The sequence below is a fragment of the Piscinibacter gummiphilus genome, from assembly GCF_002116905.1.
GTDB lineage: Bacteria > Pseudomonadota > Gammaproteobacteria > Burkholderiales > Burkholderiaceae_C > Rhizobacter > Rhizobacter gummiphilus.
Map to the genome: position 1 here is coordinate 162,685 of NZ_CP015118.1, position 26,152 is coordinate 188,836.

The window sequence follows — 26,152 nt, forward strand, 5'->3', positions numbered from 1 at the left end:
GATCGACCCCTTACTGCGCGGACGCGGCCGAAGCGGCGGGGGCTGCCGCCGAGGCGGCACCGGCCGGGGCGCTCGCACCCTTGGCCCATGGCACCGGCTTGACCGGCGCGCCCGGCACCATCATCTTCTGGAAGCCTTCGACGATGACCTTCTCGCCCGGCTTCAGGCCGTCCTGCACCAGCCAGTTCGTGCCCTGGGCCGAACCGATCTTGATGGTGCGCTTCTCGGGCTTGCCGTCGGCGCCCACCACCAGCACGGTGTCGCCCTGGCTGCCGCGGGTGACGGCCTGCTGGGGAATCACGATGCCGGCGGGCAGCTCGGCCTGGGACAGGCGCACGCGCACGTACTGGCCGGGCAGCAGCAGGCCGTCCGGGTTCGGCACTTCGGCGCGCAGCGTGATCTGGCCGGTGGTGCTGTCGACCGTCAGGTCCTGGAACAGCAGCTTGCCCTGGCGCGGCAGTTCGGTGCCGTCGTCGAGCACCACGCGCACGGCGGCGGAGCCGTCGCCGGCGCCGCGCAGCTGGCCGGCGGCCATGGCCTTGCGCAGGCGCAGCACCTCGTTCGTCGACTGCGTGAAGTTCACGTAGACCATGTTGGTCTGCTGCACCACGGCCAGTTGGGTGGCTTCGGTGGCGCTGACCAGCGCGCCTTCGGTGACCAGCGCGCGGCCGATGCGACCGGCGATGGGAGACGTGACCGACGCGTAGCCCAGGTTGATGCGGGCCGTGGCGATGGCGGCCTTGCCGGAGGCGACGTCGGCCTCGGCCTGCTTCTGCGCGGCCACCGCGTTGATGTAGTCCTGCTTGCTGATGGCGTTGGCGTCCAGCAGCGGCTTGTAGCGCTCGGCCTGCGCGGCGGCCTGGGTCAGGTTGGCCTGGGCGCGGGCCAGCGAGGCCTGGGCGCTTTCGTACGAGGCCTGGTACGGCGCGGCGTCGATCTGGAACAGCGCCTGGCCGGCCTTGACCTCGCTGCCTTCCTTGAAGAGGCGCTTCAGCACGACACCGTTGACGCGAGCGCGCACTTGCGCGACACGCAGTGGTTCGACCCGGCCGGGCAGTTCGGTCTGCAGCGCGACGGCCTGTTCGGCGATGGTCACGACACCGACTTCGGGCGGCGGCATGCCGCCGCCGGGTGCGCCGCCCCCATGGGGAGCACCGTCCTTGGCGCCACACGCGGCGAGCAGGACAACGAGGGACGCGAGGGTGGCCGTCAGGCCCGCGCGATGAAGGGCTGGAGAAGCCAAGACGTTTTTCAACGCAGACATGCGATACCTTCCGGATGAGCGCCGAGGGGCGCTGGAACGAGGGAAAACCCCGCAGTCGGAAACGCGGCCGGACGAGAATGAACGGTGGAGTTTCGGGCGGGTTTGAGCTAGTATACATACATCGTTGAATGTATGTAAGCGACCTTTTCGACGTTTTTACATGAAGCGCTGGCCGGATCTGCCGGCCGCCACAATCCCAGCGAGACAGAACGAAGATGGTCCGGAGAACCAAGGAAGAAGCCCAGGAAACCCGCAACCGCATCATCGATGCGGCCGAGCGGGTGTTCCTCGAACGCGGCGTATCGCGCACGTCGCTGAACGAGATCGCGGCCGCCGCGGGCGTGACCCGCGGGGCCATCTACTGGCACTTCCAGGACAAGTCCGACGTCTTCAACGCGATGATGATGCGGGTGACGCTGCCGCTCGAGGAGGCCTTCCGCCGCATCGACGACCCCCTCGCGAATCCGGTGCTGGTGCTGCGCGACAGCTTTGCCGATGCTTTCGCGCGCGTGGTGCGCGACCCCCAGCTCCGCCGCGTGTTCGAGATCGCGATCAACAAGGTGGAGTACGTCGAGGAGACGAAGGCGGTACGCGACCGCCACATCAGCCATCGGGGCGAAAAGCTCGAGCAGATGGAGCGGGCGATGGCGATCGCCGCCACCCGGGGCCTCGTGCGGGGCGACGTGCCGGCATCGGTGGCGGCCTGCGGTCTTCATGCGTTGATCAGCGGCCTGTTCCAGAACTGGCTGCTCCAGCCCGAGGCCTTCGACCTGAACGCGGTGGGCCTGCAGGCGTTCGACACCTTCGTGGCCGGCCTCGGGTTCAAGCCGGACTGACATCGTGTCCGGCCCCCGGCCGCGTCAGGCGCCGGTGGCGAGCCAGTGCACGCTGAAGAGGCGTGCGTCGTCCACCCACACCGGCCCGGGCGTGAAGCCCGCGCGGCGCGCCATCTGGCGGAAGCCCTCCACCGTGTACTTGTGCGAGTTCTCGGTGTGCAGGCTTTCCCCTTCCGCGAACTCGAAGCACTGGTCGGCCACCGTGACGGTCTGCGCGCGCCGGCTCACGAGGTGCATCTCCACGCGCTGCTGCAGCGGGTCGTAGAAGGCGTAGTGGTCGAAGGCCGCGACGTCGAAGTCGGCACCCAGCTCGCGGTTCGCGCGCACGAGCAGGTTGCGGTTGAACGCGGCCGTGACTCCGGCGGCATCGTTGTAGGCGCGGTGCAGCGTGGCCGGGTCCTTGACGAGGTCGACCCCCACCAGCAGCCCGCCGCCCGGCAGGCATTGCGCGGCCTGGCGCAGGAAGCGCACGGCCGCGACCGGCCCGAGGTTGCCGATGGACGAACCGGGGAAGAAGCCCACGCGCCGCTCGGCAGCGGGCAGCGACAGCGGCCGCGTGAAATCGGCCGCGATGGGCAACACCTCCAGGCCGGGGTACTCGGCGCGCAGCGGCGCGGCCGACTGGTGCAGGTGTTCGGCGGAGATGTCCACAGGAATGAACCGGCCCGGACGCTCCCAGGCATCCAGCAGCAGCCTCACCTTCGTGAGCGAGCCCGCGCCGAACTCGACGAGGTCGGCCCCGTCGGCGAAGTGGCTGGCCATGTCGGGACCGTGGTCGGCCAGCAGGCCGAACTCGGTGCGCGTCGGGTAGTACTCGGGCAGGTCGCAGATGCGGTCGAAGAGGCGCGAGCCGGCCGTGTCGTAGAAGAACTTCGGCGAGATCGAGCGGGGCCGCGCCGACAGCGCGGCGACGAGTTCGCGCTCGAAGTCGCTCGGCGGACCGCTGCGTCGTTCGGGGACGTTCAATGCGGTCAGGGGCATCGTGGCACTCATGGTCACCTCGTTTCTTCTTGGTCAGGCGTCATGGGCAAGCCGCAGTCCCGAGAACTGCCAGCGGGCCGAGGGAGGGAAGAAGTTGCGGTACGTGGGACGGATGTGGCCGGGTGGCGTGGCGATGCTGCCGCCGCGCAGGACCACCTGGCCCATCATGAACTTGCCGTTGTACTCGGCGGCCGCGCCATCGAAGGGCTTGAATCCGGGGTAGGGGTCGTAGGCCGACCGGGTCCATTCCCACACCTGGCCCGTGGCCCGCAGGCCGGCCGCCGCCGCGGTCTCCCATTCGAACTCGGTGGGCAGGCGCGCGCCGGCCCAGGCCGCGTAGGCGGCCGCTTCGTACAGGCTCAGGTGTGTGGCGGGGGCGGCGAGGTCGAGCGGCACCTGGCCGTGCAGCGTGAACGCGGTGGGCGCGCCGGTGTTTCCGTCGGCCCAGTGCAGCGGCGCCTCCCAGCCCTGGGCCTGCACCTGGGCCCAGCCGTCGCTGAGCCACCACTGCGGGTCGCGGTAGCCGCCGGCGCGCACGAACTCGAGGTACTCGCCGTTGGAGACCGGCCGGTCGGCCAGGCGGAACGGCCGCAGCAGCACCGCGTGCGGCGGGCCTTCGTTGTCGAACGCGAAACCGGGGCCGCGGTGGCCGATGGTGACGGTGCCGCCGTCGAACGTGCGCCAGTCCATCGCCGAAGGCACGGCAGGCATGGGTGCCTCGGCCCGGTACGCGGGACGCAGCGGGTTCTGCGACAGCAGGTGCAGCACGTCGGTGAGCATCAGCTCCTGGTGCTGCTGCTCGTGGTGAAGGCCGAGGGTGATCGTGGGTTCGGCGCGGGCGAGCGTGTCGGTGTCCGCCGAGTCGAGCAGCCTGCGCATCGCGGTGTCGACCGCGTCGCGGTACGCGCGCACCTCGTCGGCCGACGGGCGGGTCAGCAGCCCGCGGGCCGGGCGCGGGTGGCGCGGGCCGAGGGCCTCGTAGTACGAATTGAAGAGGAAGGCGAACCGTTCGTCGAAGGGCCGGTACCCGGGAAGGAAAGGCGTGAGCACCAGCGTCTCGAAGAACCACGTGGTGTGCGCGAGGTGCCACTTGATGGGGCTCGCATCGGGCATCGACTGCACGCACTGGTCCTCGGCCGACAGCGGCTCGGCGAGCGCCAGCGAATGCGCGCGCACCGCGTCGAACCCGAGGGCCAGCGGCGAGCGCGTGCCGGTGCGGGGCACCGGGGCGGAAGCTGTGAACGGCAAGGTGAGGGGCCCTCCGGGTGGAAGCGGTTCACCTTAGCAGCGGGCGATGACCGCTGCAATCGCCCGGATGCTGGATTTGGCGACGCCCCGAACAATGGATGCCGTCCGATTGCGGCCCCTGGCGCGACGTGCTATCGCGCCAGTCCATGTCAGTAGAGCACCCGGCAACGGATCGTGTCGGGCACCTGGCACAGCGCATCGAGCGCGGCCGAGCGGGTCGCGTCCTCCACGTCGATCACCACGTAGCCGACGTCGTCGTTCGTGCGCAGGTACTGCGCCGCGATGTTGATGCCGGCGCTCGACAGGCGCTCGTTCACGCGCGCCATCACGCCCGGCACGTTGCGGTGGATGTGCAGCAGCCGGCTGCGTCCCGCATGTTCGGGCAGTGCGACATCGGGGAAGTTCACGGCCGATGTGGTGGAGCCGTTGTTGCTGTAGCGGATCAGCTTGGCCGCCACTTCCTTGCCGATGTTGGCCTGCGCCTCGGCGGTGGAGCCGCCGATGTGCGGCGTGAGGATCACGTTGTCGAAACGCGTGAGCGGCGACGTGAAGACCGCGTCGTTGCCGGTGGGCTCGACCGGGAACACGTCGATGGCGGCGCCGTGCAGGTGCTTCGATTCCAGGGCGGCGGTGAGCGCGTCGATGTCGACCACGGTGCCGCGCGAGGCATTGATCAGGTGCGAGCCCGGCTTCATGCGGGCGATCTGCGCGGCGCCGATCATGTCCTGCGTCTGCGGGGTCTCGGGCACGTGCAGGCTCACGACGTCGGCCTGCTGCAGCAGCGCATCGAGGTTCGGCGCCTGGCGCGCGTTGCCGAGCGGCAGTTTCGCCTCGATGTCGTGGAACACCACCGACATGCCGAGGTGTTCGGCCAGCACGCCGATCTGCGTGCCGATGTGGCCGTAGCCGACGATGCCGAGGGTCTTGCCCCGCACCTCGTACGAGTTGGCCGCGCTCTTGACCCAGCCGTTGCGGTGCAGGATCGCGTTCTTCTCGGGGATGCCGCGCATCAGCAGGATCAGCTCGGCGAGCACGAGTTCGGCCACGCTGCGCGTGTTCGAGAACGGCGCGTTGAAGACCGGGATGCCGCGGTGCATCGCCGCGTCGAGGTCGACCTGGTTGGTGCCGATGCAGAAGCAGCCCACCGCCGTGAGCTTCGGCGCGGCGGCGAACACCTCGGCGGTCAGGAAGGTGCGCGAGCGGATGCCGAGGAAATGGGCGTCGGCCAGGGTCTCGCGCAGTTCGTCGCCGGCCAGCGCCTTCGGCGAGGTCACGATGTTGGAGTAGCCGTCCTGCTTCAGCGCCTCGACGGCCGAGGGGTGGATGCCCTCGAGCAGGACGAACTTGAGCTTCTCTTTCGGAACGGACAGGCGCGGGGTCATCGAGGGGTCTCCAGGTGGGACCTCCGAGATTACCCCGGGGCCCAAGACCCCACGAGACCGCTTAGTTCGCCGGGCGGGGCAGCGAGGCGGCGGCCCATTGGCGGGCCTGCCGCTGCGCATGCCATTCGGTCACGCGGCGGGCGGCTTCGAGTTGCGATTGGCGAACGGCGTCGCCGGTGGACGTGGTGGGGGTGGCGTTCGGTTGCATGGACGACACCTTAGGGACGCCACCTGCCGCGGTCAGTCGGCGATCGGCGTCCAGCCGTGTCGGCGTTGTCCTACGCCATCGCCCCGGCCAGCAGTTCGTACCCGCGCAGCCGGGCCACGGGGTCCGGCACGTTCGACACCAGCATCACCTCCGACGCCTCGCAGTGGCGCGCGCGGCGGGTGACCTCCTCGGCCACGAACGCGGGGTCGCCCACCACGGCCAGCTGCCGGTAGGTGGCGACGATGCGCCGCTCCGACTCGGTGTACGGGTAGGCGAGCGCTTCCTCCGGCGTGGGCAGCGGGTGGAACTGGCCCTGGCGGATGCGCAGCCAGGCGAGGTCCATGCTCGACGCGAGGTAGTCGGCCTCCTCGGCCGTGGGCGCACACACCATCGCGATGCCGAGGATGGCGTGCGGCTCGGTGAACTGCGGCGACGGCACGAAGGCGTCGCGGTAGGTGTCGAAGGCGGGCGCCGCGGGCGTGGGGCTGAAATGGCTCGCGAACGAGTAGCCCATGCCCAGTTCGCCGGCCATCGTCGCGCTGGCGCCGCTCGAGCCCAGCATCCAGATGGGCGGCAGCGGGGCATCGTCGGGCATCGCGCGCAGCGCGGCCATCGGGTGGCCTTCGGGCAGCGACCGTTCGCCCGACCACGTCAGCAGTTCGGTCAGCAGCGCGGGGAACTGCTCGCCGTCGAACGCGCGCAGCGCCCGGGTGGCCTGCACGTCGGAGCCCGGCGCGCGGCCCAGGCCCAGGTCGATGCGGCCCGGGTGCAGGGCCGACAGCGTGCGGAAGGCCTCGGCCACGCGCAGCGGTGCGTGGTTGGGCAGCATCACGCCGCCGGAACCCAGCCGCAGCCTGGACGTGTGGGCCGCCACGTGGGCGATCAGCACCTCGGGCGCGGCACTGGCCACCGCGGGCATGCCGTGGTGTTCGGCGAACCAGAGGCGGACATAGCCGAGGCGTTCGGCGAGCTGGGCGAGGTCGACGGCGCGGCGCACCGACGCGGCGGCACTGCCACCGGCGCCGACGGGCACGAGGTCGAGGACGGACAGGGGAATCTTCATCGGGTCATCGTAGCGACGACCTGCCGCCCTCGCCGCCGCAAGGTCACCAGCGGTAGGTGGCTGTCGCGATCACCTTGCGCGGGTCGCCGAAGTAGCAGCTGCCGTAGGCGTCGCAGTTCGCGATGTACGTCTTGTCGCCGAGGTTGCGCACGTTCAGGGCCAGCTGCCAGCGGTCGAGTTCGTAACCGGCCATCAGGTCGAACAGCGTGTAGGCCGGTACCTTCGCCGGCACGGCCTCGCCGTTGCCGTGGTTGGACCCGGTGTAGCGCGCGCCGGCGCCCAGCTTCAGGCCGAAGTCGAACCGGTAGTCGGCCCACAGCGAGACGCGGTGCTCGGGCGTCGCGATCAACTGCTTGCCGATCTCGTCCGGGTTGCTGCTCGCCGTGACCTCGGCCTTGGGCGTCCAGCCGTAGGCCCCGACCACGTTCAGCGCCTTCACCGGCTGCACCGCGGCCTCCAGCTCCAGGCCGCGCACGACGACCTCGCCGGTCTGCCGCGGGCGGTTCTGCGCGTCGTTGGTCACGTAGTTGCGGCGGCGGAGGTCGAAGACGGCGACGCTGTAGTTCTCCTTGCGGCCCGGTGGCTGGTAGCGCAGGCCGGCCTCGTACTGCCGGCCGGTCTCGGGGTCCAGGGGCTCGCCCGTGACGGTGTCGATGGTGGCGGTGGGCGTGAACGACTCGGTGTAGCTGGCGTACGGCGCGAGGCCGTTCGGCATCAGGTAGACGACGCCCGCACGGCCGGTGAAGGCCTCGTCGGGCATGCGCACATGGGTGCCGTCCAGCCGGCTGTCCACCGTGGCCGTCGCGCGATCGTAGCGGCCGCCGAGGGTGATGGACCAGCGGTCCGTCCACTTGATCTGGTCCTGCACGTAGAGGCCCGCCTGCTTGACGGTGCTCAGGCCGTCGACGTACGGCGCGGGCGAAGTCACCGGCGCGCCGTACACCGGTTCGTAGAGGTTCAGCGTGGGGCCCGCGCCGAACCCGGTGACCTGGTCGACGCGGGTGTGCTGCCAGTCGAGGCCGACCAGCAGCGTGTGGCGCCAGTCGCCCGCGGCCACGCGCGCCTGCAGCTGGTTGTCGATCACGAACGAACCGACGTCCTCCTGGCTGGTGAACACATTGCGGCGCACGGTGCGGAAGTTCGCCGGGTTCGCGGGATTGGCGGTGTCGACCGTCACGTAGCCGCCACCCTGCACCTGGCGAAGGTCGGTGTCGAGGTGGCCGTAGCGGGCGTTCTGGCGGAGGGTGAAGGTGTCGTCGAGGCGGTGTTCGAGTTCGTAGCCCACGGCCCACTGGTCCTGCGCGAGGCGGTTGTAGTCGGGCTCGCCGGTGAACGTGTCGGTGGGCACGAAGGTGCCGGCCGCCGTGGGCACGAGGCTCCCGGCGGCGCGCAGACCGCGGCTGTAGACACCTGCGCGGCCGTGGATGGCGTGGGCCAGCAGCGTGAGCGTGGTGTCGTTCGTGGGGCGCCAGGTCAGCGACGGCGCGATGAACACGCGGTCGTCGTCCATGTCGCCGGCGGGCAGTTCACCCTCGCGCACGAGGGCGGTCACCCGGTAGAGCACGCGGCCTTCCGCATCCACCGGCCCGGCGAAGTCGCCCGCGACCTGGTAGCGCGCCGGGTCGCCCAGCTGCACCTGAAGTTCCTTCTGTGCCTCGGCCGTGGGGCGCTTGCTGACGATGTTGACCACGCCGCCCGGGCCGCCCTGGCCGTACAGCACGGAGGCCGGGCCGCGCATCAGTTCGATGCGCTCGGCGCCGTACGTGTCGGTCTGCCACACACCCCAGGTGCCGATGTTGCGCAGCGGCAGGTTGTCGAGGTAGAAGCCGGGCGAGTACGCGTCGAAGCCGCGCAGCGTGAGCCAGTCGAAGCGGGAGTCGGCTCCGTTGGCGGCGATGTCGACCCCGGGTGTGTAGCCCAGCGCGTCTTTCAGCGACGTGGCCCCGATGGCCTCTGCGAAGTCGGCGGTGACCACGGTCACCGACTGCGGGGTTTCGATGAGCGGCGTGTCGGTCTTGGTCGCCGTGGCGCTGCGGCGCGCGACGTATCCTTCGACGTGACTCGTGGCGGTCTCGCGGTCGGACTCGCCGCGCACCCGCACGGGGGTGAGGGTCGCCGGCGCCTGGGTGGGGCCTGCCCCTTCGTGGACCGCGAAGCCGCCGTTGGCGGTGGGTGTGGCGCCGAGGCCGGTTCCGGCGAGCATTTCGGCAAGGGCCTGCGAGACGCTCATGCGGCCCGACACCGCGCGTGATCGCGCGCGGGCCACGGCATCGCCGGACGCGAACACCTGCACGCCGGTCTGGCGCGACAGTTCGGCCAGTGCAGCCGACAGGGGCTGGGCCGGGACCTGGAGGTCGACGAGGGGCGTGGGCGCGGCTTGCGCTGCGGCGGGGCTGGCGAACGGCGCGGTGGCGGCGCCAAGCGTCGCGGCCAGCGCGACGGAGAGAAGGTGTTTGCGGGGCATCATGGACAGGGCTCGGAATGGAGGAGGGCCGTGCAGGTGCCTGGGCGGGCGGGAGCCCGGTGGCCTGGGTGCTGCTGATGCCGAGACGGCCCGGCCTCGAAAACGGAGACAGGGGCGCGCGAAATTCTTTCGCCGTCTCAGCGCGGCACGAGTTCCACCCCACCGTCCTGCCGTGCCATCACGGTGACCGGCAGGATCGTGGGGAGCACCGCCAGCAACCCGGCGGAGTCGTCGGCCCGGAAGCGGCCGGACAGGCGCAGCGTCCGAACGCGCGGGTCCGGTGCCGCGATGGGGGTGCGCCGCCATGCGTTGACCGTGGCCAGCGCGTCGACGAGCGGCGTGTTGTCGAACACGAGCCAGCCCTCGCGCCAGGCCGACATGCCGGTCACCGCGGTCTCGCGCACTGCGCCGACGTGGCTGTCGCCCGCATCCACCGCCTGGCCGGGCCGCAGGTCGATGGCGGCCCCGGGCGGATCACCCACCCGCCGCACACGCACGTGACCCCGTTCGACGCCGACCGTGACGACACCGCCGCGGTCGCGCACCGTGAACGCGGTGCCCACCACCTCGATGCGGGTGGTGCGGGTGAGAACCGAGAAGGGGCGATCGAGGTCGCGGGCCACGTCGAAACGCACCTCGCCGCCCGACATCGTGACGACGCGCCGATCCCGGTGCAGGGCGACGGTCAGGCCGGTCAGCGGGGCCAGGTCGAGCCGGCTGTCCTCGGGCAGCGTGACCTTCAACAGTTCGGCGGTGCGGGTGGTGTAGTTCGCCGTGAACAACGGCTGTTCGCGATACCAGTGGATGGCGCGGCCCCCCAGCAGCCCGGCCCCGAGCACGGCGGCGACCGACAGCAGCGCACGGCGGCGCGGCGGCACGGTGCGCTCGGGCGCCGGGAAGCGGGATCGCAGGTCACTGCCCAGCCCCGCGAGCGCGTTCCATCGGCGCATCGCTTCGCAGGCGGCCGTTTCGTGCCGGGGCGAACGGGCGCGCCAGCGGGCCAGCGCTTCGCGCGCCGCGAGGGCCTGGCTGTCGGAGGTGCCTTCGCCGTCGACGATCAGTGCGATCGCCTGCTCGATGAGCCGCTCGCTCGGGTCCAGGGCGCGCGCGTTCATGTCGGATCCTCCGCGAGACGCGGGGCTCCGCCCGCGCGGTGCGAGAGCGCGTGGGGTTCGATCAGTTCGCCCCGCAATTCCGCGAACACGCGGGCGCAGTCGATGGTGGCGCGCACGAGGTGCTTGGCCACCGCCATCTCGGTGATGCCGAGGCGGGTGGCGATCTCGGCGCGGGTGTGTCCGTAGGCGCGGAACAGCAGGAACACCTCGCGCCGCCGCGGTGGCAGCGCCTCGAGGGTTTCGATCACGCGCGCGAGCACCTGGCGGCCGGCGACGACCGCGTCGGTGGAAGGACCCACGCGCGTGGTGTCGGCGCCGTGCGCGGCCCAGTCGAGCACCACCTTGCGGTGCCGCGCGTCGTCGATGCAGAGGTTGCGGGCCACGCGGAAGAGCAGCGCGCGGGGCGCCTCGATGCAGGCACCGGGGTCCAGCGCCTGGGCGTACACGCGCAGGAAACTCGACTGCGCAATGTCCGCCGCGTGGTGCGGGTCCTTCAGTTCACGGGTGAGGTGCCGGCGCAGGTCGCCGTAGTGGGACAACAGTTCCCGGATCAGGTCGCGCATTCCCCTTGCCCTCGCGCCCGCGTGTGTTGTTGAGATTGGTTCTCAATTGTAGACGCTGGGGCGACGGCCCGCGCACCGCAACCCAGGGGATCAGGCGGCGGTGTTCAGCAGGCGGCCGAGCTTCGGCGTGGCCGTGAACTTCGTCACGGGGCCCGGGTAGACGGTGAGCGTGTAGGCGCCGCCGTTGTCGATCGTGTAGGGGCCGAGCCCCGGGACCGACGTGTTCAGGGGGACGTTCTTGTACGGCGCCGCGCCGTTGGCGACCGACTCCCGCACGAAGGCGGCGAGGGCGGAGGGCAGCGCGGAGCCGAGGGGAGAAACGAACATGCTGGGGTAATGCGACGGCGGGCACTATAGCCCGACATCGCGTTCACCCCGAGTGAGGAATCCTCACGCAACGACCGCTTCAGCGATCTGTTCGCGGGCCGAAGCGAGGCCCTTCTTCTCTGCGTCCGGACCCATGTTCAGTCCTTCGGCGTAGACGAACTGCACGTCGGTCATGCCGAGGAAGCCGAGGGTCGTCTTCAGGTACGGCACCTGCGAGTCGGCCGGGCCGTCGCGGTAGATGCCGCCGCGGGTCAGCGCGACGTAGACCTTCTTGCCCGTCAGCTTGCCGACCGGGCCCTTCTCGGTGTACGAGAAGGTCACGCCGGCCTTGGCGATGGCGTCGATCCAGTTCTTCAGCGCGCCGGGCACGCCGAAGTTGTACATCGGCACGCCGAGCACCAGCACGTCGGCAGCCTGGACCTGGGCGATCAGCGCCTCGTCGAGGGCCACGCGGGCGGCCTGCTCGGGCGAACGCTGGTCGGCCGGCGTGAACAGGGCTTGCAGGGTGGGTTCGTCCAGCGCGGGGTGCGGGTCGCGGCCCACGTCGCGCACGGCCACCGAGGCGCCGGGGTTCGATTCGAGGACGCGGGCGGTGATCTCGTTGGCGAGCGCCGTCGAGTGGGAGGCTTGGGCGCGGGCGCTGGAGTTGATCTGCAGGATGTTCATGACGGTCCTTTCGGGGAGGCTTCGGTGGAAGCGGTGTTCGATGGAAGAACTGTATTCATCCCAATATCAACCCGGAAGCCCTCGAAATGGATAACATTGTTCCATCTGTGGAACCGAGGGGTTTCGATGAGCACCACCACCGCGCTGGAACCGAACGACCTGCTGCTGTACGCCCGGGTCGTCGACGAGGGCAGCTTCAGCCGGGCCGGCGAACGCCTCGGGCTGCCGAAGTCCACCGTGTCCCGCCGCCTGGCCGGGCTCGAGGCCCAGCTGGGCGAGCGGCTGCTGCTGCGCACCACGCGCAAGCTCACCGTCACCGACTTCGGCCACAGCGTGCTGGAACACGCTCGGCAGGTGGTGGCCGAGGTCGAGGCGGCCACGTCGCTCGCGCACCACCGGCAGGCCGAGCCCAGCGGGCGCCTGCGCCTGTCCATCCCCGGCGACTTCGCCAACGGCGTGCTCGGCAACCTCATGATGGCGTTCACCGCGAAGTACCCGGCCATCTCGCTGCAGGTGGACGTGTCGCCCCGGCGGGTCGACCTCATCGGCGAGAACTTCGACCTCGCGATCCGCATGGGCACGCTGCACGACGACGCCAACCTCGCGGCCCGCCGCCTGGCGACGTTCTCGTCGGGCCTCTACGCCTCGCCCCGCTACCTGGCCGCCCACGGCACGCCGGCGACTCCGGCCGACCTGATGCGGCACCAGGCCCTGCAGCTCGCCACCCAGCAGCGCGAGCCCTGGCCGTGGGTCCTGACCCGCGAACAGGACGTGTGGGAGGGTACGCCGCCCACGCGCGCGGTGGCCAACTCGCCCGAACTGCTGATCCGCCTGGCCCGCTCGGGTGCGGGCATCACCGTGGTGCCCGACCACTTCGCCGAACCCGACGTGATCGCGGGCGAGCTGACCCACGTGCTGGCCGACTGGCACCTGCCGGCCACCGAGGCCTGGGCCGTGTTCCCGGGCCGCCGGCTGATGCCTGCGCGCACGCGGGCCTTCCTCGACGCCCTCGAGGAAGAGTTCTCGGCGGTGCGCTGCGCCGCCGTGCGGGAGGAGAACGCGAAGACGCGTGCGGCCCGCATCGCGAAGGACTCTGCCTGACCGGCATCGAAGGAATCTATTCCTACGCCCTCGCGGGCAAGCGCACATCGGCCTAGTCTCGGCGGCATTGCACATCAAAGGAGTCCCCGCGATGAACGCCATCGACCTCTTGATCGCCCAGCACCGCGCGCTCGAATCCAAGTTCGAGGACCTGATGACGGCGGCCGACACCGGCTCCGCCGCGCGCTGCAAGGCCCTGCTCGCCGAAGCCGGCGACGACCTCGCCGTGCACATCGCCTCCGAGGAGCTGATCTTCTACCCGGCGGTGAAGGCCCGCCGCACCGAGGACATCCTGATGGAGTCCCTCGAGGAACACCTCTCGCTCAAGCGCCTGCTCGCCGACCTGCTGGCGCTGAAACCCGGCGAGGACACCTTCAAGCCGAAGGCCAAGGTGCTGCAGGAGCAGACCGAACACCACCACGAGGAAGAGGAGGAGAACCTCTTCCCGAAGGTGCGCGACCTGCTCGACGAACGCGAGCTCGACCGCCTCGGCGAGGCCATGCTGGGGTTGCAGCAGAAGCTGCGCGAGGACGGTGACCCGCGCGCCGTCGCGCTGGCCGAACGGAACGAGGCCACGCCGCTGTTCTGAACCGTCGACCCCGCTTCCGGCCCGGTCTAGGGCCGGCGTCCTACAGCGCCGGGGCGCGCGCGGCGTTACGCTCGGATACCTCGTCTGCCAAGGAGCGCGACATGACCCGAGCCATCGCCCTGTTCGTCGGCCTGACCCTCGTGGGGCTGTTCGCCCTGCTCAACTGGAACACCTTCGTCACCCCGCAGCCGCTGTCCCTCGGCTTCACCACCGTCGACGCGCCGCTGGGCCTCGTGATGCTGGCCATCGTCGGCTTCCTGTCGGTGCTGTTCATCGTGTGGGCCATGACCATGCAGGCCGGCGCGCTGATGGAGTCGCGCCGCCTCGCGAAGGAACTGCAGTCGCAGCGCGAGCTGGCCGACAAGGCCGAGGCCTCGCGCTTCACCGAGCTGCGCAACTTCCTGACGGCCGAGCTGCAGACCGTCGCCGTGTCCCAGGACCAGACGCGGGCGCTGCTGGTGTCCCGCCTGGACCGCGCGCAGGAATCGGCCCGCGCAGCCCAGGAGGAAACGGCCAACACGCTGTCGGCCTACATCGGCGAGCTGGAGGACCGCCTGGAGCGGGCCCAGGTGGTGCCCGCCCAGTACGAACGCACCGACACGCTCGCGCGGCGCTGATCAGGCTTTTTCGGTGGCCCCCGCCGCCGGGGGCACCTCCTCGTGGTGGTGCTTGTGCTTGAACAGGCGCCCGAAACGCTGCACCACGTCGTCGACGTAGGTGAAGAGCACCGGGATCACCAGCAGGCTCAGGAACGTGGACGTGATCAGCCCGCCGATCACGACGATGGCCATGGGCGCGCGGAAGCTCGGGTCGGTGCCGATGCCGAGCGCGATGGGCAACATGCCGGCGCCCATCGCGATGGTGGTCATCACGATCGGGCGCGCGCGCTTGTGGCACGCGTCGAGCAGTGCTTCCCAGCGGGTCATGCCGTGTTCGCGCCGCGCCATGATCGCGTACTCCACCAGCAGGATCGAGTTCTTCGTCGCGATGCCCATCAGCATGATGAGCCCGATCATCGACGGCATCGACAGCGCCGTGTGCGTGAGGAACAGCGCGAGGAACGCGCCGGGGATCGACAGCACGAGCGCGGCGAGGATGGTCACCGGCTGCACGAAGTCCTTGAACAGCAGCACGAGCACGATGTAGATGCACAGCACGCCGGTCAGCATCGCGAGGCCGAAGCTCGCGAACAGCTCGGCCATGGCCTCGGCGTCGCCGATGGTGGTCTGGATCACGCCCGGCGGCAGCTGCTTCAGGCTCGGCAGCGCGAGCGCCTCCTTCTCCACCTCGCCCAGCGGCTTCTGGTTCAGCTCGATCTCGAAGTTGATGTTGCGCTGGCGGTCGTAGCGGTCGATCTCGGCCGGGCCGCTCTCGATCGACAGGTTCGCCACGTTGCCGAGCATCACCGGCCCGCGCGCGCCCGGCACGGCCAGGCGTGAGAGCAGGTCGAGGTCGGTGCGGGCGTCCTCCTGGAGCTTGACGACCACCGGCACCTGGCGCTGCGACAGGTTCATCTTCGCGAGGCCCTGATCGTAGTCGCCGGCCGTGGCCACGCGCAGCGTCTCGGCGATGGCCGTGGACGTCACGCCGAGGTCGGCCGCGCGGGCGAAGTCGGGCCGCACGATGAGTTCCGGCCGCACGAGGCTCGACGTGGACGTCACGTTGCCGATGCCCTGGATGGTGCGCAGGTCGCGCTCCACCTTCGCGGCGTGTTCGGCGAGCACGCGGCCGTCCTCGCCCGCCAGCACGAGCACGTACTTCTCGGCGGACGCGCCCAGGCCCACCTTCACGCGGGCGCCGGGCACCACCGCGAGGGCTTCGCGCATGCCGGCCTCGACCTGCTGCTTGCTGATCCCCTTGCGTTCGCCGCGCGGCGTCATGTTGATGGTCAGCGTGGCCTTGCGCACCTCGGGTGCGCCGGCCGGCGCGAACGGATCGGCGCCGGTCGCGCCACCGCCCACCGTCGTGTAGATGAGCTTGATGTGCTCGTTCTTCTCGAGGATGTGCCGGGCCTGTTCGGCCGCCGCGAAGGTCTGCTTGTACGTGCTGCCGGGTGGCAGCGTGAGCGTCACCTGCGTCTGCGACAGGTCGTCCGGCGGGATGAAGCCGGTGGGCAGGTACGGCACGAGCATGAACGAACCCACGAGGAACACGAGCGCCGCGATGCAGGTCTTGATGCGATGGCGCAGGCACCACTCGGCCCAGCGCATGTAGATCGTGATCCAGCGGCCCTCGTGGTGCTCCTTCTTCGGCCGGCGCAGCACGTAGGCGGCCATCATCGGCGTCAGCATGCGGGCCACCACCAGCGAGAAGAACACGGCGATGGCCGCGGTCCAGCCGAACTGCACGAAGAAGCGGCCGGGGATGCCGCTCATGAACGCCGTGGGCAGGAACACCGCGATCAGCGTGAACGTGGTGGCGATCACCGCGAGGCCGATCTCGTCGGCCGCCTCCATCGCGGCCTGGTACGGCGTCTTGCCCATGCGCAGGTGGCGCATGATGTTCTCGATCTCCACGATGGCGTCGTCCACCAGGATGCCCACCACGAGCGAGATCGACAGCAGCGTCACGCCGTTGAGCGTGAAGCCGAGCAGGTACATGGCCCCGAACGCGGGGATGACCGACAGCGGCAGCGCGGTGGCGGCCACCAGCGTGGCACGGAAGTCGCGCAGGAAGAACCACACCACCAGGATCGCGAGGAAGGCGCCCTCGTACAGCAGCGTCATCGAGCCGTCGTAGTTCTCCTGCACCGGGTCGACGAAGTTGAAGGCCTCGGTGAAGGTGATGTCGGGATGCTGGGCGCGCATCTCGTCGAGGCGCGCGCGCACGCCGGCCGCCACCTCGGTCTCGCCCGCGCCGCGGGTGCGGGTGATCTCGAAGCCCACCACCGGTTTGCCGTTCAGCAGCGCGGCCGAGCGCTTCTCGCCCACCGTGTCGGAGACATGGGCCACCTGGTCGAGCCGGATGTGGCGGCCGTCGCTGAGCGCGATGTCCATGCCGGCCAGCTCCTCGGCCGACTGCACCGTGGCGATGGTGCGCACGGACTGCTCCGCGCCGCCCACGTCGGAGCGCCCGCCCGAGGCCTCGGTCTGGGTCTGGCGCAGCTGGCGCGAGATGTCGGACGCGGTGGCGTTGAGCGCCTGCAGCCGCGCCGGGTCCAGTTCGACGCGCACCTCGCGCGTGGCGCCGCCCACGCGGGCGACCGCGCCCACGCCCTTCACGCTCAGCATGGACTTCGAGACGTCGTTGTCGACGAACCAGCTCAGCGCCTCCTCGTCCATGCGGGACGACTCGACCGTGAAGGTCAGGATGGGCGAGCCCGACAGCTCGGCCTTCGCCACGATGGGGTCGCGCAGGTCGGCGGGCAGGTCGGAGCGCACGCGCGTGACCGCGTCGCGCGCGTCGTCCAGCGCTTCCTGCACGGGCTTCTCGAGGCGGAACTCGATGGTGATCGTGACCGTGCCGTCCTGCACCTTCGTGTAGATGTGCTTGACGCCCTGCTTGGTCGCGAGCGAGTTCTCGATCTTGCGCGCGACCTCGGTTTCCAGCTGCGCCGGCGACGCGCCCGGCAGCGAGGCGACCACGGTGACCGTGGGCAGCTCGATGTCCGGGAAATTCTGGATCTTCATCGCCTTGAAGCTCACCAGGCCCACGAGCGTGAGCATGATGAACAGCAGCACCCCGGGGATGGGGTTCTTGATGGACCAGGAGGAGACGTTCATCATGATGCGGGGCTCCCCGTCACTTCGTGGCCGGCGCGGCGACGACCTTCACGAGGTCGCCGTCGGCCAGGAACCCGCCACCGGCCGCCACCACCTTCGCGTCGGCCGGCACGCCGGCAGTGATCTCGATGCGGTCGCCCACGCGGCGGCCCACCTTGGCCTTGAGCTGGGTCAGCTTGGAATCGTTGCCCACCTGCAGCACGTAGTGGAAGCCGTCGCGCAGGGTCACCGCGCTCTGCGGCAGCGTGAGGGCCTGCGACGAGCCCACGTCGATCTCGCCATGGCCGAACATGCCGGCGCGCGCTTCGTTCGAGGCCGTCAGGTCGACGTAGACGAGGCCGTTGCGGGTCTGGACGTCGATGGTGGGGGCCACCATGCGCACCTTGCCGGCGAGCTTGGCGCCCGAGGCGGCCGTCACCTCGACGGGCTGCCCCGGCTTCACGCGCGACAGGTCGGCCGCGGCCACCTCGCCGCGCCATTCGAGGCGGCCCTGGCGGATCAGGCGGAACAGCTCCTGGCCGGCCGGCAGCACGGCGCCCACGGTGGCGGTGCGCGACGAGATCACGCCGTTGTCGGGTGCGAGCACCTTGGTCTGGCCGAGGCGCAGCTGCTGGGCCTTCGCCGAGGCGCGCTGCGCTTCCAGCCGCGCCTGGGCCGTGCGTTCGGCGGTCACGTACTGGTTGATCTGCTGGGCGCTCAGCGCGCCGGTGGTTTCCAGCTCGCGGGCGCGCTGCGCGTTCGCGGCGGCCTCGGCCAGCGAGGCCTCGGCTTCCGCGACGGTGGCGCGGATCTGCGCCTGTTCGGCGAGCACCGTGTCGGGCGCGAACGTGGCGAGCACCTGGCCGCGCTTGACGACGTCGCCGACGTTGACCTTCACGTCGGCCAGGCGCAGGCCGTTGGCCTCGGTGCCGATGCTGGCTTCCTGCCAGGCGGCGATGTTGCCGTTGGCGGTCACGCGCAGCGGCACCGCGATGCGCTGGGGCTGGGTCACGGTGACGGTGAGCGCGGGGCGCGGCGCATCGGCGGGCTTGGGGTCCGCAGCCTGCACGGTGTAGGTGGCGGCCGCCACGGCGATCACGGACAGGGTGAGGAGGAGGGGGCGGGAACGGAAGTTCATGGCGGTGTTCAGGGAGTCGTCGGCTGCGGGGCGTCGGAAGACGGGGCGGGGGCGGCGGGTGTCCAGCCGCCGCCGAGCGCGCGGTACAGCGAGATCCACGCGGCGACCCGGTCGCGTTCCAGGTCGACGAGGTTGATCTGGGCCTGGAGGGCGCTGCGGCGGGCGTCCTCCAGTTCGAACAGGCTGCCGAGGCCGCCACGGTACTTGGCCTCCACGGCGCGGTACGACGCGTCGAACCCGTCGGCGGCCGCGCGGGCGCTGTCGCGGCGGGCCTCGGTGCTGTCGAGGTCGAGCAGCGCCTGCTCCACCTCGCGCACGGCCCCGCGCACCTTGGCGCGATACACCACCGTGGACTCGTCGTAGCGCGCGCGGGCGGCGTCCACGTTCGCGGCGCGGGCGCCGCCGTCGAACAGCGGCAGCGACACGGTCAGCGGGCCCACGGACCAGGACGGGCCCTCGAGTTCGTAGTTGCTCGTCTCGATGCGCATGCGGCCGTACGAACCCCCGAGGGTCACGCGCGGCAGCCGCGCGGCCTTCGCCTGCGACACCTCGGCACCGGCCGCCTCGACGTCGCGCGCGGCGATGAAGATGTCGGGCCGCTGGTTCAGCACGTCGGCGGGCACGGTGCCCACGCCGATCAGCGCGGGGACGGGCAGCGAGCCCGCACGGTCGGCGAGGCGCGAACGCAGCGCGGGTTCCTCGAACCCGGTCAGCGCGACGAGCGCCTTCACGTTGGAGTCGCACTGCGCCTTCACCTGCACGGCCAGCGCGTTGCCCTGCGCGGCCGTGGCACGCGCGAGCGACGCCGCGGCGGGGGCCTGGAAGCCGGCCTTCGTGGCGAGGTCGGTGAGGCGCGAGGTCTCGTTGCGCGACGTGGTGTCGGCCTGCACCTTCACGAGCTGGGCCTCGCACGAGCGCAGCTGCAGGTACGTGCTGGCCACCTCCGCGGCCACGGCCACCCGGGCCTCGTGCCAGCCGGCCTGCGCGCCGGCGTAGCGGGCGCGCGCGGCGTCCCACGCGGCCTGGTTGCGGCCGAACAGGTCGATCTCCCAGCCGGCCTGCAGCGCCGCCGAATAGGTGTTGGTGACGGGCAGGTCCGGCTGCTGCCGGCCGCGGCTGGCGTTCGCGTTGGCGTCGAGCGTGGGCAGCAGCGACGCGCCGGCAGCCACGCGCGTGGCGCGGGACTGCTCGATGCGGCTGCGGGCGCTCGCGAGGGTCGGGTTCACGGCCTGCGCCGCGGTCTGCAGGTCGGACAGCAGCGGGTCGTCGAACTGCTGCCACCAGCGGTTCAGGTCCTCGATGCGGCCGTCGTGGGGCAGCGGGGCGTGCCACTGCGCGGGTGCCGCGGTGGCGGCGTCGCGCACGTCGACCGGCGCGCCGCCGGCGCAACCGGCGAGCGTGGCCACGGCCAACAGCAGCGGAGGGAGGGATCTTCTTGTCACTTCTTCTTCGCTTTCACAGGGCTGGGTGCCGCGTCCTCGGCGCGGCGGCGGACTTCGGCGTGCACCATGGCTTCACCGAACAAAACGAGCCGGTCGGACCAGAGGTCCATGGCCCGGCGGGCGGACTTCAGCGTGGGCGCGATCTCGTCGGTCACGTCTTCCATGACGAACAGGTTCACGCCGAGGGCCGCCACGCTCAGCGCGAGGCGGCGGATGTCGTCGTCGGCCTTCTTCACGCCGACGTGGCGGCACATCAGGTCGAGCAGCGCGGCGAACTGGGGCTTGATGCTGTCGTGGATCTCGTCGGACAGCAAGCCCGTGTGTTCGAGCATCTCGCGGTAGCGCAGCTTCATCGACAGCCGCACCGCCTCGCCCTGGGCCAGCGGTTCGAGGAACGTGGCGTACAGGCCGCGCAGCGCCTCGGGGAGGGACATGGCCGGGTCGGAATACCGGGCGATGTCGGCCTCGGGTGAGCCGAACGGCTCGAAATAGGCGCAGCGGTAGAGCCCCGCCTTGTCACCGAAGTAGTAACTGATGGCGGCGACGTTGGTCTGGGCCGCCTCGGCGATCGCCCGGGTGGACGTGCGGGCGTACCCGTGTTCGGCGAACAGGCGCAGCGCCGCCTGCAGCAGGCGTTCACGGGACTGTTCGCCGTCGCTTCGGGGGGCTCGGGTACGGAGGGGGGTCGGAATTCCACGCATGGCGGGCGGGATCCTAGCAGTTAATTCAAACAAGTGATTGAATTCTGCGCCCGCGCCAGGGTCACCCCGGCGCAGGCCGGGGCCCTGGACCTCCGTTCACCGCCCGGCGTCCCGGCCTGCGCCGGGATGACGGCGTTTACTGCAACGGCAGGTGCGCCTGCTGCGGCACCCGCGCCGGCGGCCGCACGTCCACGGGCCGGGCGCGCGAGACGCGGCGGCGCATCAGTACCGTGTGGGGCACGTAGCCGCGCGAGTCGAGGTTCCAGCCTTCCACGGCCTGGTCGTCGTTGACCCGGTCCAGGCGCGTGGTGCCGAGCTTGCGCTGGCTGGCGCGGGCCACGAGGTCTTCGCACTGCGCCTCGGTGAGCTGGCTCGCGAACGCCGTCCAGCGCTGCAGCGCGAGCGGGTTGCGCCAGGCGTCCTCGATGGCCCAGCGCACCTCGTGCGGCTCGGCCGAGCGGCCGGCTTCCAGCACGCGCGGCAGCAGCGCGTGGAAGAACATCTGGAACGCGCGCTTGGTGTCCTTGCCGGGCAGCAGGTCCTCGAAACGCGAGAGGCGGTGGCTCCAGCCCTCGGTGGCGAGCTGCAGGCTGACGAAGGCCTGCAGCGCCTGCACCGGGTTGAAGAGGCGCAGGCGGTTCGGCGGCAGCACGAGCATCGGCAGCGCGCAGGCCTCGGCGTGCGACAGGCGCTCGACGTAGCTGCACAGCACCGCGGTGCGGGCCCATTGCGCGGCGGTGAGGCCGGCGATGCCGCCGAGCGATTCCGCCTCGATCTGGCGCACGAAGCCGAGCGCGTCGCGGAAGCCGTGCGCGCCCTTGGCGTGGTTGGCCTTCGCGCTCATCACCGCGAGGTTGCCAGCGGCGTAGCCGGCGTCGCTGCGCACGCGGTCGATGGACGCGTCGGTGGATTCGAGCGTGGCGCTGCTGAGCGCCACGCGGGTGATGGGGCAGTGGGTGACGTCGATCTGCTGCAGGTAGTGCGGCGTGACCTGCACCAGCTCGACGCTGCGGCCGCGCAGCCAGGCGTGCAGGCGCAGCTGCAGCCACTTGCGCACGTGCCGCGTGGGCTGCAGCGTGCGCATGCCGAAGGTGGCGGCGCCGGCCAGCAGGCCGTTGCGCAGCGGCGAGGGCTCCTGGGCGTACGGGGCCGGCAGGTGCACGTTGTAGTGGGCATAGTCCCAGCCGAGCTCGAACCCGATGTGCTCGTGGGTCGTGACGGTGCCGGCGTTGCGGTCGTGCGAGAGGTGCAGTTCGAGGGTCATCTGGCGCTCCAGTTCGTTCACTGCAACCGTTGCAGCGATGGAGCCAGTGTCTCGAGCAAGAGGCTCATGGCGTGAGCCAGTGAAATCTTTCTGCGGTATGCTGCGCCGCCATGGACCGCACCGAACGCTTCTACAAGATCGAACTGCTGCTGCGCAACCGGGGCTGCGTGCCCTTCGAGGCCCTGCTGGAGGAGCTCGCCGTGTCGCGCGCCACCCTCAAGCGCGACCTGCAGTACCTGCGCGACCGCCTCAACGCCCCCATCGTCTACGACCGCTTCGACAACGGCTACCGCTTCGACGCGTCGGCCGGCGGCGAACGGCACGAACTGCCGGGGCTGTGGTTCAGCGAAAAGGAGATCCACGCGCTGCTGACCATGCACCAGCTGATGAACGGGCTGGACGACGACGGCGTCCTGTCGCGCCACCTGCAGCCCATGATGGACAAGCTGCAGGGCCTGCTGGGGGCCGATGAAAGCGAGGCGAAGGAGCTGATGCGGCGCGTGAAGGTGCTCGTCACCGCGCGGCGGCGCTCGCCCAGCCGCTTCTTCGAACTGCTGGGCAGCGCGCTGGTGCAGCGCAAGCGGGTGGACCTCGTCTACTTCAAGCGCAGCGACCGCAGCACCAGCGAACGCGAGGTGTCGCCGCAGCGCCTCGTGAACTACCGCAACACCTGGTACCTCGACGCCTGGTGCCATCGCAGCGACGGCCTGCGGCGCTTCGCGCTCGACGCCATCCAGGACGCCCGCGCGCTCGACACCCGCGCCCGCAACGTTGCCGTGAAGGAACTGGAGGCCGAGCTCGACGCCGGCTACGGCATCTACGGGGCAGGCGACAAGAAGGTGAAGTGGGCCACGCTCGTGTTCCAGGCCGACGCCGCCCAGTGGGTGGCGGGCGAGGAGTGGCATCCGCAGCAGAAGCCGCGCTGGCTCGACGACGGACGCTACGAGCTGCAGGTGCCGTACAGCGATCCCACCGAACTCGCGATGGACATCCTGCGGTGGGGCGACCGGGTGGTGGTGGCGGGCGACAAGGCCCTGTCCAACGCGATCCAGGCGCGGCTGCGTGCCGCGCTGGCCCAGTACAGCTAGGCGAGCGCCCTTCGCCGCTGCAGCGCGAAGAAGCGCACGATCTCGCGGCTCGCGTCCGGTCCCTTCGGGTCGGCGTACGAGCCGGCCGGGTCGCCGCCCGACCACGCATGGCCGGCGCCATGCACCTCCCAGTGCTCGACGAAGGGGCGGCCGTCGCGGCCGGGGAACACCGTGTGCACGAAGGGGCGGCCCTGGTTCTCCCCGCGGCTGATCACCGGGTCGATGGGCGAGCCGGCCACCACGTCGTCCACCACGTGCTGGCCGTTGGCCGGGTGCACGGTCTTGTCGGCGTCGCCATGGAACACGATGGTGGGAATGCCGGGACCGCCCGAGCGCGTGGGGCCGGTGGGCCGCAGCCGGCCGGTGTGCATCACGGCGAAGGCCGAGGCCACGTCGCGCGCCGCGCCTTGCGGCAGGCCCGAGTGCACGGCCGACGCGGCGAACACGTCGGGGTACTCGCGCCCGAGGATCGCGGCCATCGCGCCGCCGGCCGACAGGCCGGCGACGAACACGCGGTCCGGGTCGGCGCCGCGGGCCGCCGCGACCTCGCGGGCCATGCCGGCGAGCACGGCGGGTTCACCGTCGCCGCGGCGCTGGTCGCCGGGCGAGAACCAGTTCCAGCACTTGTGGGCGTTCGAGCGCGGCGGCTGGGCCGGGTACAGCGCGATGAAGCCGTGCTGCCGGGCCAGGTCGTTCATGCGCGTGCCGCGGGCGAAGTCGTCGGGGTCCTGGGTGCAGCCGTGCAGCATCATCACGAGCGGCAGCGGCTTGCCCGCGAAGCCCTCGGGCACGAAGAGCTTGTAGGCGCGCGTGCCCGCGGGGCCGGTGAAGGTGCCGGACTCGAAGTGGGGCAGCGGCGCTGCGGGCGGGGGCGTGCCGCGCAGCGCACGCCGCACGGTGTTGGTGGCGCGGCGCAGCCACCGGGACAGCATCGGGGCGAACGGTTTCATCGACCCCATGGTAACGGGCCGGCCGTTACCATTCGCGGCGGAACACGGAAGGATCCCCTGATGAAAGCAACCTGGAACGGCGTCACCATCGCCGAAAGCGACGACACGGTGGTCGTCGAAGGCAACCACTACTTCCCCGAAGGCAGCCTGAACCGCGACTACGTGACGTTCAGCAACCACCGCAGCGGCTGCCCGTGGAAGGGCCAGGCCCACTACTACAGCCTGTTCGTCAACGGCGAGATGAACCCCGACGCCGTCTGGTACTACCCCGAGCCCACCGAGGCCGCCGCCGAGATCAAGGGCCGGGTGGCGTTCTGGAAGGGTGTGAAAGTAGAGTGACCGGTTCCTCGCCCGCCACCCCCTGGTGGTGGCTGAGGAACAGCCGGCCGCGGAACCAGCGCAGCCAGTCGCTCGCCACCAGGCCGTCGAGCACCGGTCCCTTGACCTCCGACAGGTCCAGCTGGATGCCACGGCGGGCCAGCAGGTCCTGCAGCGAGCGCAGCGCCTCCACCCCGCTGAAGTCGATGTGGTTCACCGGCGACATCTGCAGCAGCACGCGGTCCACGTCGCCGGGTGCGGTCTCGAGCAGGCCCACCACCACGTCGGGCAGCTGGCGGGCGTTGACGTAGAGCAGGCTTTCGTCGATGCGGATGCCCAGCAGCCCGGCCGTGCCCTCGGTGGCGTAGCGGCGCACGTTGCGGTAGTGCTCGGTGCCGGGCATGCGTGCCACCACCACCGCATGGGGCCGGGCGGTGCGCTTGAGCAGCATCGCGATCGACAGCGCCACGCCGAAGGCCAGCGCCCACTGGGCGTCCTTGAGCACCGTGATGGCGGCCACGGCGCCCATCATCGCGGCTTCGCCGTGCGAGTAGCGCCAGGCCTCGCCGAACCCTTTCCATTCCCCGGCGGCCAGCACCGACATCACGATGGTGGCCGCGAGCACCGCCTTCGGCAGCATCGCGAGCGGCACCGCGAACAACAGCATGCCGAAACCGGTGAACACGGCCGCGAAGACCCCGGCCCAGCGCGTGCGGGCGCCGGCCTCGGCGTTCACCGCGGTGCGCGAGAAGCTGCCGCCCACCGGCATGCCGCCGCCCACGCCTGCGGCGAGGTTGGCGCCGGCCAGGCCCATCAGCTCGCGCCGCGCGCTCACCCGCTTGCCGCGCTGCAGTCCCAGGTTCTCGGCGACGGCCAGGCTGCTGACGAAGGTGACCAGCGAGATCAGCGCTGCGCCGGGCAGCATCTGCTGCCACACGCTCATCTCGACGTCGGGCCAGGTCAGCACCGGATGGAGCGGGGGCAGCGCGCCCACGAGCCGCACGCCGTGATCGGCGGCCGACACCGCCCAGGCCACCCCCGTCGACACGATGATCACGGCCAGCGGTGCGGCGCGGGCCGTGAGCTGGGCCGCACGGCGCGACATCCACCGTTCGAGTTGCGTGGGCGCATGCTTGCGGGACAGCGTGAGCAGCACGAGCGCGCCGATGCCGAACAGCGTGGTGGGCAGGTGGATGGCATGGCCGCCCCGCCACCACGACCCGAACACCTCGATGGCGTTGAAGCCGGCGGCATGCGCGCCGAACATCACCGGCAGCTGCGACAGCAGGATGGACAGCGAGGCCCCGACCGAAAAGCCCTGCAGCACCGGCACGCTCAGCAGCGAGGCCAGCGCGTCGAACTTCAGTGCCGCGGCCAGCGCGAGCATCACGCCCGACTCGATGGCTAGCACGAGCGCCGCGTCGGTGGCCGGCACGTCGTGCGCGACCGCGGGGGCGATGGCCTGGGCCGTCATCAGCGCGAGCACCGCCGCAGGACCGACCGAGTTGACGTTGCTGGACCCGAGCGCGGCGTAGGCCACCATGGGCAGCAGGCTCGCGTAGACCCCGGCCTCGGGCGGCAGCCCGGCCAGCAGGGCATAGGCCACGCCCTGCGGCACGAGCAGGATTGAGACGATCACCGCGGCGACGAGGTCGTCGGCGAGGGCGGCCTCGCGGTAGCGGGCGAGGGCGCCTCGCAGGCGGATGGGAAACATTCGGGGCAGGACGAGGAGGGGGACGTCCC

Annotated in this window: 24 protein-coding genes; 6 read left to right on the forward strand and 18 right to left on the reverse strand. The window is 70.9% G+C overall.

The window, feature by feature from the left end; genetic code table 11:
• Nucleotides 1-10 precede the first annotated feature (10 nt).
• The gene (locus tag A4W93_RS00705) at nucleotides 11-1,264 is read right to left on the reverse strand and encodes an efflux RND transporter periplasmic adaptor subunit (RefSeq protein WP_085748783.1); all 1,254 of its coding nucleotides are present in this window, start codon (nucleotides 1,262-1,264) and stop codon (nucleotides 11-13) included.
• A gap of 215 nt (nucleotides 1,265-1,479) precedes the next feature.
• On the opposite strand from A4W93_RS00705, the gene A4W93_RS00710 reads away from it, so the two are divergent.
• Nucleotides 1,480-2,100 (forward strand): TetR family transcriptional regulator, encoded by a 621-nt coding sequence (locus A4W93_RS00710; protein WP_085748784.1) that lies wholly within the window; start codon nucleotides 1,480-1,482, stop codon nucleotides 2,098-2,100.
• A gap of 24 nt (nucleotides 2,101-2,124) precedes the next feature.
• Here the strand turns inward: A4W93_RS00710 and egtD are convergent, their stop codons facing one another.
• The 10 genes from egtD to A4W93_RS00755 all read right to left on the reverse strand — a co-directional run bounded on the left by egtD (nucleotide 2,125) and on the right by A4W93_RS00755 (nucleotide 12,117).
• Nucleotides 2,125-3,093 carry an L-histidine N(alpha)-methyltransferase gene (egtD, locus tag A4W93_RS00715; RefSeq protein ID WP_085748785.1) on the reverse strand — a complete coding sequence of 323 codons (969 nt, stop codon included), beginning with the start codon at nucleotides 3,091-3,093 and terminating at the stop codon, nucleotides 2,125-2,127.
• A gap of 21 nt (nucleotides 3,094-3,114) precedes the next feature.
• A complete protein-coding gene (egtB, locus tag A4W93_RS00720; RefSeq protein ID WP_407081700.1) occupies nucleotides 3,115-4,329 on the reverse strand; it encodes an ergothioneine biosynthesis protein EgtB in 1,215 nt (404 codons plus the stop codon).
• Nucleotides 4,330-4,478: 149 nt separating this feature from the next.
• Nucleotides 4,479-5,711: a phosphoglycerate dehydrogenase gene (gene serA, locus A4W93_RS00725; protein WP_085748786.1), complete on the reverse strand. Its 1,233-nt coding sequence runs from the start codon at nucleotides 5,709-5,711 to the stop codon at nucleotides 4,479-4,481.
• A gap of 61 nt (nucleotides 5,712-5,772) precedes the next feature.
• The gene (locus tag A4W93_RS29395; protein ID WP_157131556.1) at nucleotides 5,773-5,919 is read right to left on the reverse strand and encodes a hypothetical protein; all 147 of its coding nucleotides are present in this window, start codon (nucleotides 5,917-5,919) and stop codon (nucleotides 5,773-5,775) included.
• Between the two features lie 70 nt (nucleotides 5,920-5,989).
• Nucleotides 5,990-6,982, reverse strand: coding sequence for an LLM class flavin-dependent oxidoreductase (locus tag A4W93_RS00730; RefSeq protein ID WP_085748787.1), 993 nt, complete (start codon nucleotides 6,980-6,982; stop codon nucleotides 5,990-5,992).
• Nucleotides 6,983-7,025: 43 nt separating this feature from the next.
• Nucleotides 7,026-9,449, reverse strand: coding sequence for a TonB-dependent siderophore receptor (locus tag A4W93_RS00735; RefSeq protein ID WP_237357655.1), 2,424 nt, complete (start codon nucleotides 9,447-9,449; stop codon nucleotides 7,026-7,028).
• Between the two features lie 134 nt (nucleotides 9,450-9,583).
• A complete protein-coding gene (locus A4W93_RS00740) occupies nucleotides 9,584-10,561 on the reverse strand; it encodes a FecR family protein (RefSeq protein WP_085748788.1) in 978 nt (325 codons plus the stop codon).
• Complete coding sequence (locus A4W93_RS00745; protein WP_085748789.1) at nucleotides 10,558-11,124, reverse strand: RNA polymerase sigma factor; 567 nt, start codon at nucleotides 11,122-11,124, stop codon at nucleotides 10,558-10,560. The genes A4W93_RS00740 and A4W93_RS00745 overlap by 4 nt, the downstream gene beginning before the upstream one ends.
• 90 nt (nucleotides 11,125-11,214) lie before the next feature.
• Nucleotides 11,215-11,451, reverse strand: a complete 237-nt coding sequence (locus tag A4W93_RS00750; RefSeq protein ID WP_085748790.1) for a hypothetical protein — start codon at nucleotides 11,449-11,451, stop codon at nucleotides 11,215-11,217.
• 63 nt (nucleotides 11,452-11,514) lie between these two features.
• The gene (locus A4W93_RS00755; RefSeq protein WP_085748791.1) at nucleotides 11,515-12,117 is read right to left on the reverse strand and encodes an FMN-dependent NADH-azoreductase; all 603 of its coding nucleotides are present in this window, start codon (nucleotides 12,115-12,117) and stop codon (nucleotides 11,515-11,517) included.
• Nucleotides 12,118-12,243: 126 nt separating this feature from the next.
• On the opposite strand from A4W93_RS00755, the gene A4W93_RS00760 reads away from it, so the two are divergent.
• The 3 genes from A4W93_RS00760 to A4W93_RS00770 all read left to right on the forward strand — a co-directional run bounded on the left by A4W93_RS00760 (nucleotide 12,244) and on the right by A4W93_RS00770 (nucleotide 14,424).
• On the forward strand, nucleotides 12,244-13,218 hold the full coding sequence (locus A4W93_RS00760; protein ID WP_085748792.1) for a LysR family transcriptional regulator: 975 nt from the start codon (nucleotides 12,244-12,246) through the stop codon (nucleotides 13,216-13,218).
• A gap of 91 nt (nucleotides 13,219-13,309) precedes the next feature.
• A complete protein-coding gene (locus A4W93_RS00765) occupies nucleotides 13,310-13,807 on the forward strand; it encodes a hemerythrin domain-containing protein (RefSeq protein WP_085748793.1) in 498 nt (165 codons plus the stop codon).
• A 101-nt stretch (nucleotides 13,808-13,908) separates the two neighbouring features.
• Nucleotides 13,909-14,424: a LapA family protein gene (locus A4W93_RS00770; RefSeq protein WP_085748794.1), complete on the forward strand. Its 516-nt coding sequence runs from the start codon at nucleotides 13,909-13,911 to the stop codon at nucleotides 14,422-14,424.
• Here the strand turns inward: A4W93_RS00770 and A4W93_RS00775 are convergent, their stop codons facing one another.
• The 5 genes from A4W93_RS00775 to A4W93_RS00795 all read right to left on the reverse strand — a co-directional run bounded on the left by A4W93_RS00775 (nucleotide 14,425) and on the right by A4W93_RS00795 (nucleotide 22,053).
• Nucleotides 14,425-17,529: an efflux RND transporter permease subunit gene (locus A4W93_RS00775; RefSeq protein ID WP_085753993.1), complete on the reverse strand. Its 3,105-nt coding sequence runs from the start codon at nucleotides 17,527-17,529 to the stop codon at nucleotides 14,425-14,427.
• A gap of 19 nt (nucleotides 17,530-17,548) precedes the next feature.
• Nucleotides 17,549-18,646, reverse strand: coding sequence for an efflux RND transporter periplasmic adaptor subunit (locus A4W93_RS00780; protein ID WP_085748795.1), 1,098 nt, complete (start codon nucleotides 18,644-18,646; stop codon nucleotides 17,549-17,551).
• A gap of 8 nt (nucleotides 18,647-18,654) precedes the next feature.
• Nucleotides 18,655-20,088 carry an efflux transporter outer membrane subunit gene (locus A4W93_RS00785; protein ID WP_085748796.1) on the reverse strand — a complete coding sequence of 478 codons (1,434 nt, stop codon included), beginning with the start codon at nucleotides 20,086-20,088 and terminating at the stop codon, nucleotides 18,655-18,657.
• Entirely contained in the window at nucleotides 20,085-20,789 is a 705-nt protein-coding gene (locus A4W93_RS00790; RefSeq protein ID WP_085748797.1) for a TetR/AcrR family transcriptional regulator, read from the reverse strand. The genes A4W93_RS00785 and A4W93_RS00790 overlap by 4 nt, the downstream gene beginning before the upstream one ends.
• A gap of 136 nt (nucleotides 20,790-20,925) precedes the next feature.
• Nucleotides 20,926-22,053: a hypothetical protein gene (locus A4W93_RS00795; RefSeq protein ID WP_157131557.1), complete on the reverse strand. Its 1,128-nt coding sequence runs from the start codon at nucleotides 22,051-22,053 to the stop codon at nucleotides 20,926-20,928.
• A 110-nt stretch (nucleotides 22,054-22,163) separates the two neighbouring features.
• Between A4W93_RS00795 and A4W93_RS00800 the strand changes: the two genes are divergently transcribed.
• On the forward strand, nucleotides 22,164-23,141 hold the full coding sequence (locus tag A4W93_RS00800) for a helix-turn-helix transcriptional regulator (RefSeq protein ID WP_085748799.1): 978 nt from the start codon (nucleotides 22,164-22,166) through the stop codon (nucleotides 23,139-23,141).
• Here the strand turns inward: A4W93_RS00800 and A4W93_RS00805 are convergent.
• Complete coding sequence (locus A4W93_RS00805) at nucleotides 23,138-24,091, reverse strand: extracellular catalytic domain type 1 short-chain-length polyhydroxyalkanoate depolymerase (RefSeq protein WP_237357656.1); 954 nt, start codon at nucleotides 24,089-24,091, stop codon at nucleotides 23,138-23,140. The genes A4W93_RS00800 and A4W93_RS00805 overlap by 4 nt on opposite strands.
• A 60-nt stretch (nucleotides 24,092-24,151) precedes the next feature.
• On the opposite strand from A4W93_RS00805, the gene A4W93_RS00810 reads away from it, so the two are divergent.
• Complete coding sequence (locus tag A4W93_RS00810; protein WP_085748800.1) at nucleotides 24,152-24,430, forward strand: DUF427 domain-containing protein; 279 nt, start codon at nucleotides 24,152-24,154, stop codon at nucleotides 24,428-24,430.
• Here the strand turns inward: A4W93_RS00810 and A4W93_RS00815 are convergent.
• Complete coding sequence (locus A4W93_RS00815; RefSeq protein ID WP_085748801.1) at nucleotides 24,387-26,123, reverse strand: SulP family inorganic anion transporter; 1,737 nt, start codon at nucleotides 26,121-26,123, stop codon at nucleotides 24,387-24,389. The two genes, A4W93_RS00810 and A4W93_RS00815, sit on opposite strands and share 44 nt — an antisense overlap.
• Between the last annotated feature and the right edge of the window lie 29 nt (nucleotides 26,124-26,152).

Bases quoted from the DNA above. Each gene is read 5' to 3' on its own strand.
- A4W93_RS00705 (WP_085748783.1), bottom strand. From the start codon at position 1,264: ATGTCTGCGTTGAAAAACGTCTTGGCTTCTCCAGCCCTTCATCGCGCG.
- A4W93_RS00710 (WP_085748784.1), top strand. From the start codon at position 1,480: ATGGTCCGGAGAACCAAGGAAGAAGCCCAGGAAACCCGCAACCGCATC.
- egtD (WP_085748785.1), bottom strand. From the start codon at position 3,093: ATGAGTGCCACGATGCCCCTGACCGCATTGAACGTCCCCGAACGACGC.
- serA (WP_085748786.1), bottom strand. From the start codon at position 5,711: ATGACCCCGCGCCTGTCCGTTCCGAAAGAGAAGCTCAAGTTCGTCCTG.
- A4W93_RS29395 (WP_157131556.1), bottom strand. From the start codon at position 5,919: ATGCAACCGAACGCCACCCCCACCACGTCCACCGGCGACGCCGTTCGC.
- A4W93_RS00730 (WP_085748787.1), bottom strand. From the start codon at position 6,982: ATGAAGATTCCCCTGTCCGTCCTCGACCTCGTGCCCGTCGGCGCCGGT.
- A4W93_RS00735 (WP_237357655.1), bottom strand. From the start codon at position 9,449: ATGATGCCCCGCAAACACCTTCTCTCCGTCGCGCTGGCCGCGACGCTT.
- A4W93_RS00740 (WP_085748788.1), bottom strand. From the start codon at position 10,561: ATGAACGCGCGCGCCCTGGACCCGAGCGAGCGGCTCATCGAGCAGGCG.
- A4W93_RS00745 (WP_085748789.1), bottom strand. From the start codon at position 11,124: ATGCGCGACCTGATCCGGGAACTGTTGTCCCACTACGGCGACCTGCGC.
- A4W93_RS00750 (WP_085748790.1), bottom strand. From the start codon at position 11,451: ATGTTCGTTTCTCCCCTCGGCTCCGCGCTGCCCTCCGCCCTCGCCGCC.
- A4W93_RS00755 (WP_085748791.1), bottom strand. From the start codon at position 12,117: ATGAACATCCTGCAGATCAACTCCAGCGCCCGCGCCCAAGCCTCCCAC.
- A4W93_RS00760 (WP_085748792.1), top strand. From the start codon at position 12,244: ATGAGCACCACCACCGCGCTGGAACCGAACGACCTGCTGCTGTACGCC.
- A4W93_RS00765 (WP_085748793.1), top strand. From the start codon at position 13,310: ATGAACGCCATCGACCTCTTGATCGCCCAGCACCGCGCGCTCGAATCC.
- A4W93_RS00770 (WP_085748794.1), top strand. From the start codon at position 13,909: ATGACCCGAGCCATCGCCCTGTTCGTCGGCCTGACCCTCGTGGGGCTG.
- A4W93_RS00775 (WP_085753993.1), bottom strand. From the start codon at position 17,529: ATGAACGTCTCCTCCTGGTCCATCAAGAACCCCATCCCCGGGGTGCTG.
- A4W93_RS00780 (WP_085748795.1), bottom strand. From the start codon at position 18,646: ATGAACTTCCGTTCCCGCCCCCTCCTCCTCACCCTGTCCGTGATCGCC.
- A4W93_RS00790 (WP_085748797.1), bottom strand. From the start codon at position 20,789: ATGCGTGGAATTCCGACCCCCCTCCGTACCCGAGCCCCCCGAAGCGAC.
- A4W93_RS00795 (WP_157131557.1), bottom strand. From the start codon at position 22,053: ATGACCCTCGAACTGCACCTCTCGCACGACCGCAACGCCGGCACCGTC.
- A4W93_RS00800 (WP_085748799.1), top strand. From the start codon at position 22,164: ATGGACCGCACCGAACGCTTCTACAAGATCGAACTGCTGCTGCGCAAC.
- A4W93_RS00805 (WP_237357656.1), bottom strand. From the start codon at position 24,091: ATGAAACCGTTCGCCCCGATGCTGTCCCGGTGGCTGCGCCGCGCCACC.
- A4W93_RS00810 (WP_085748800.1), top strand. From the start codon at position 24,152: ATGAAAGCAACCTGGAACGGCGTCACCATCGCCGAAAGCGACGACACG.
- A4W93_RS00815 (WP_085748801.1), bottom strand. From the start codon at position 26,123: ATGTTTCCCATCCGCCTGCGAGGCGCCCTCGCCCGCTACCGCGAGGCC.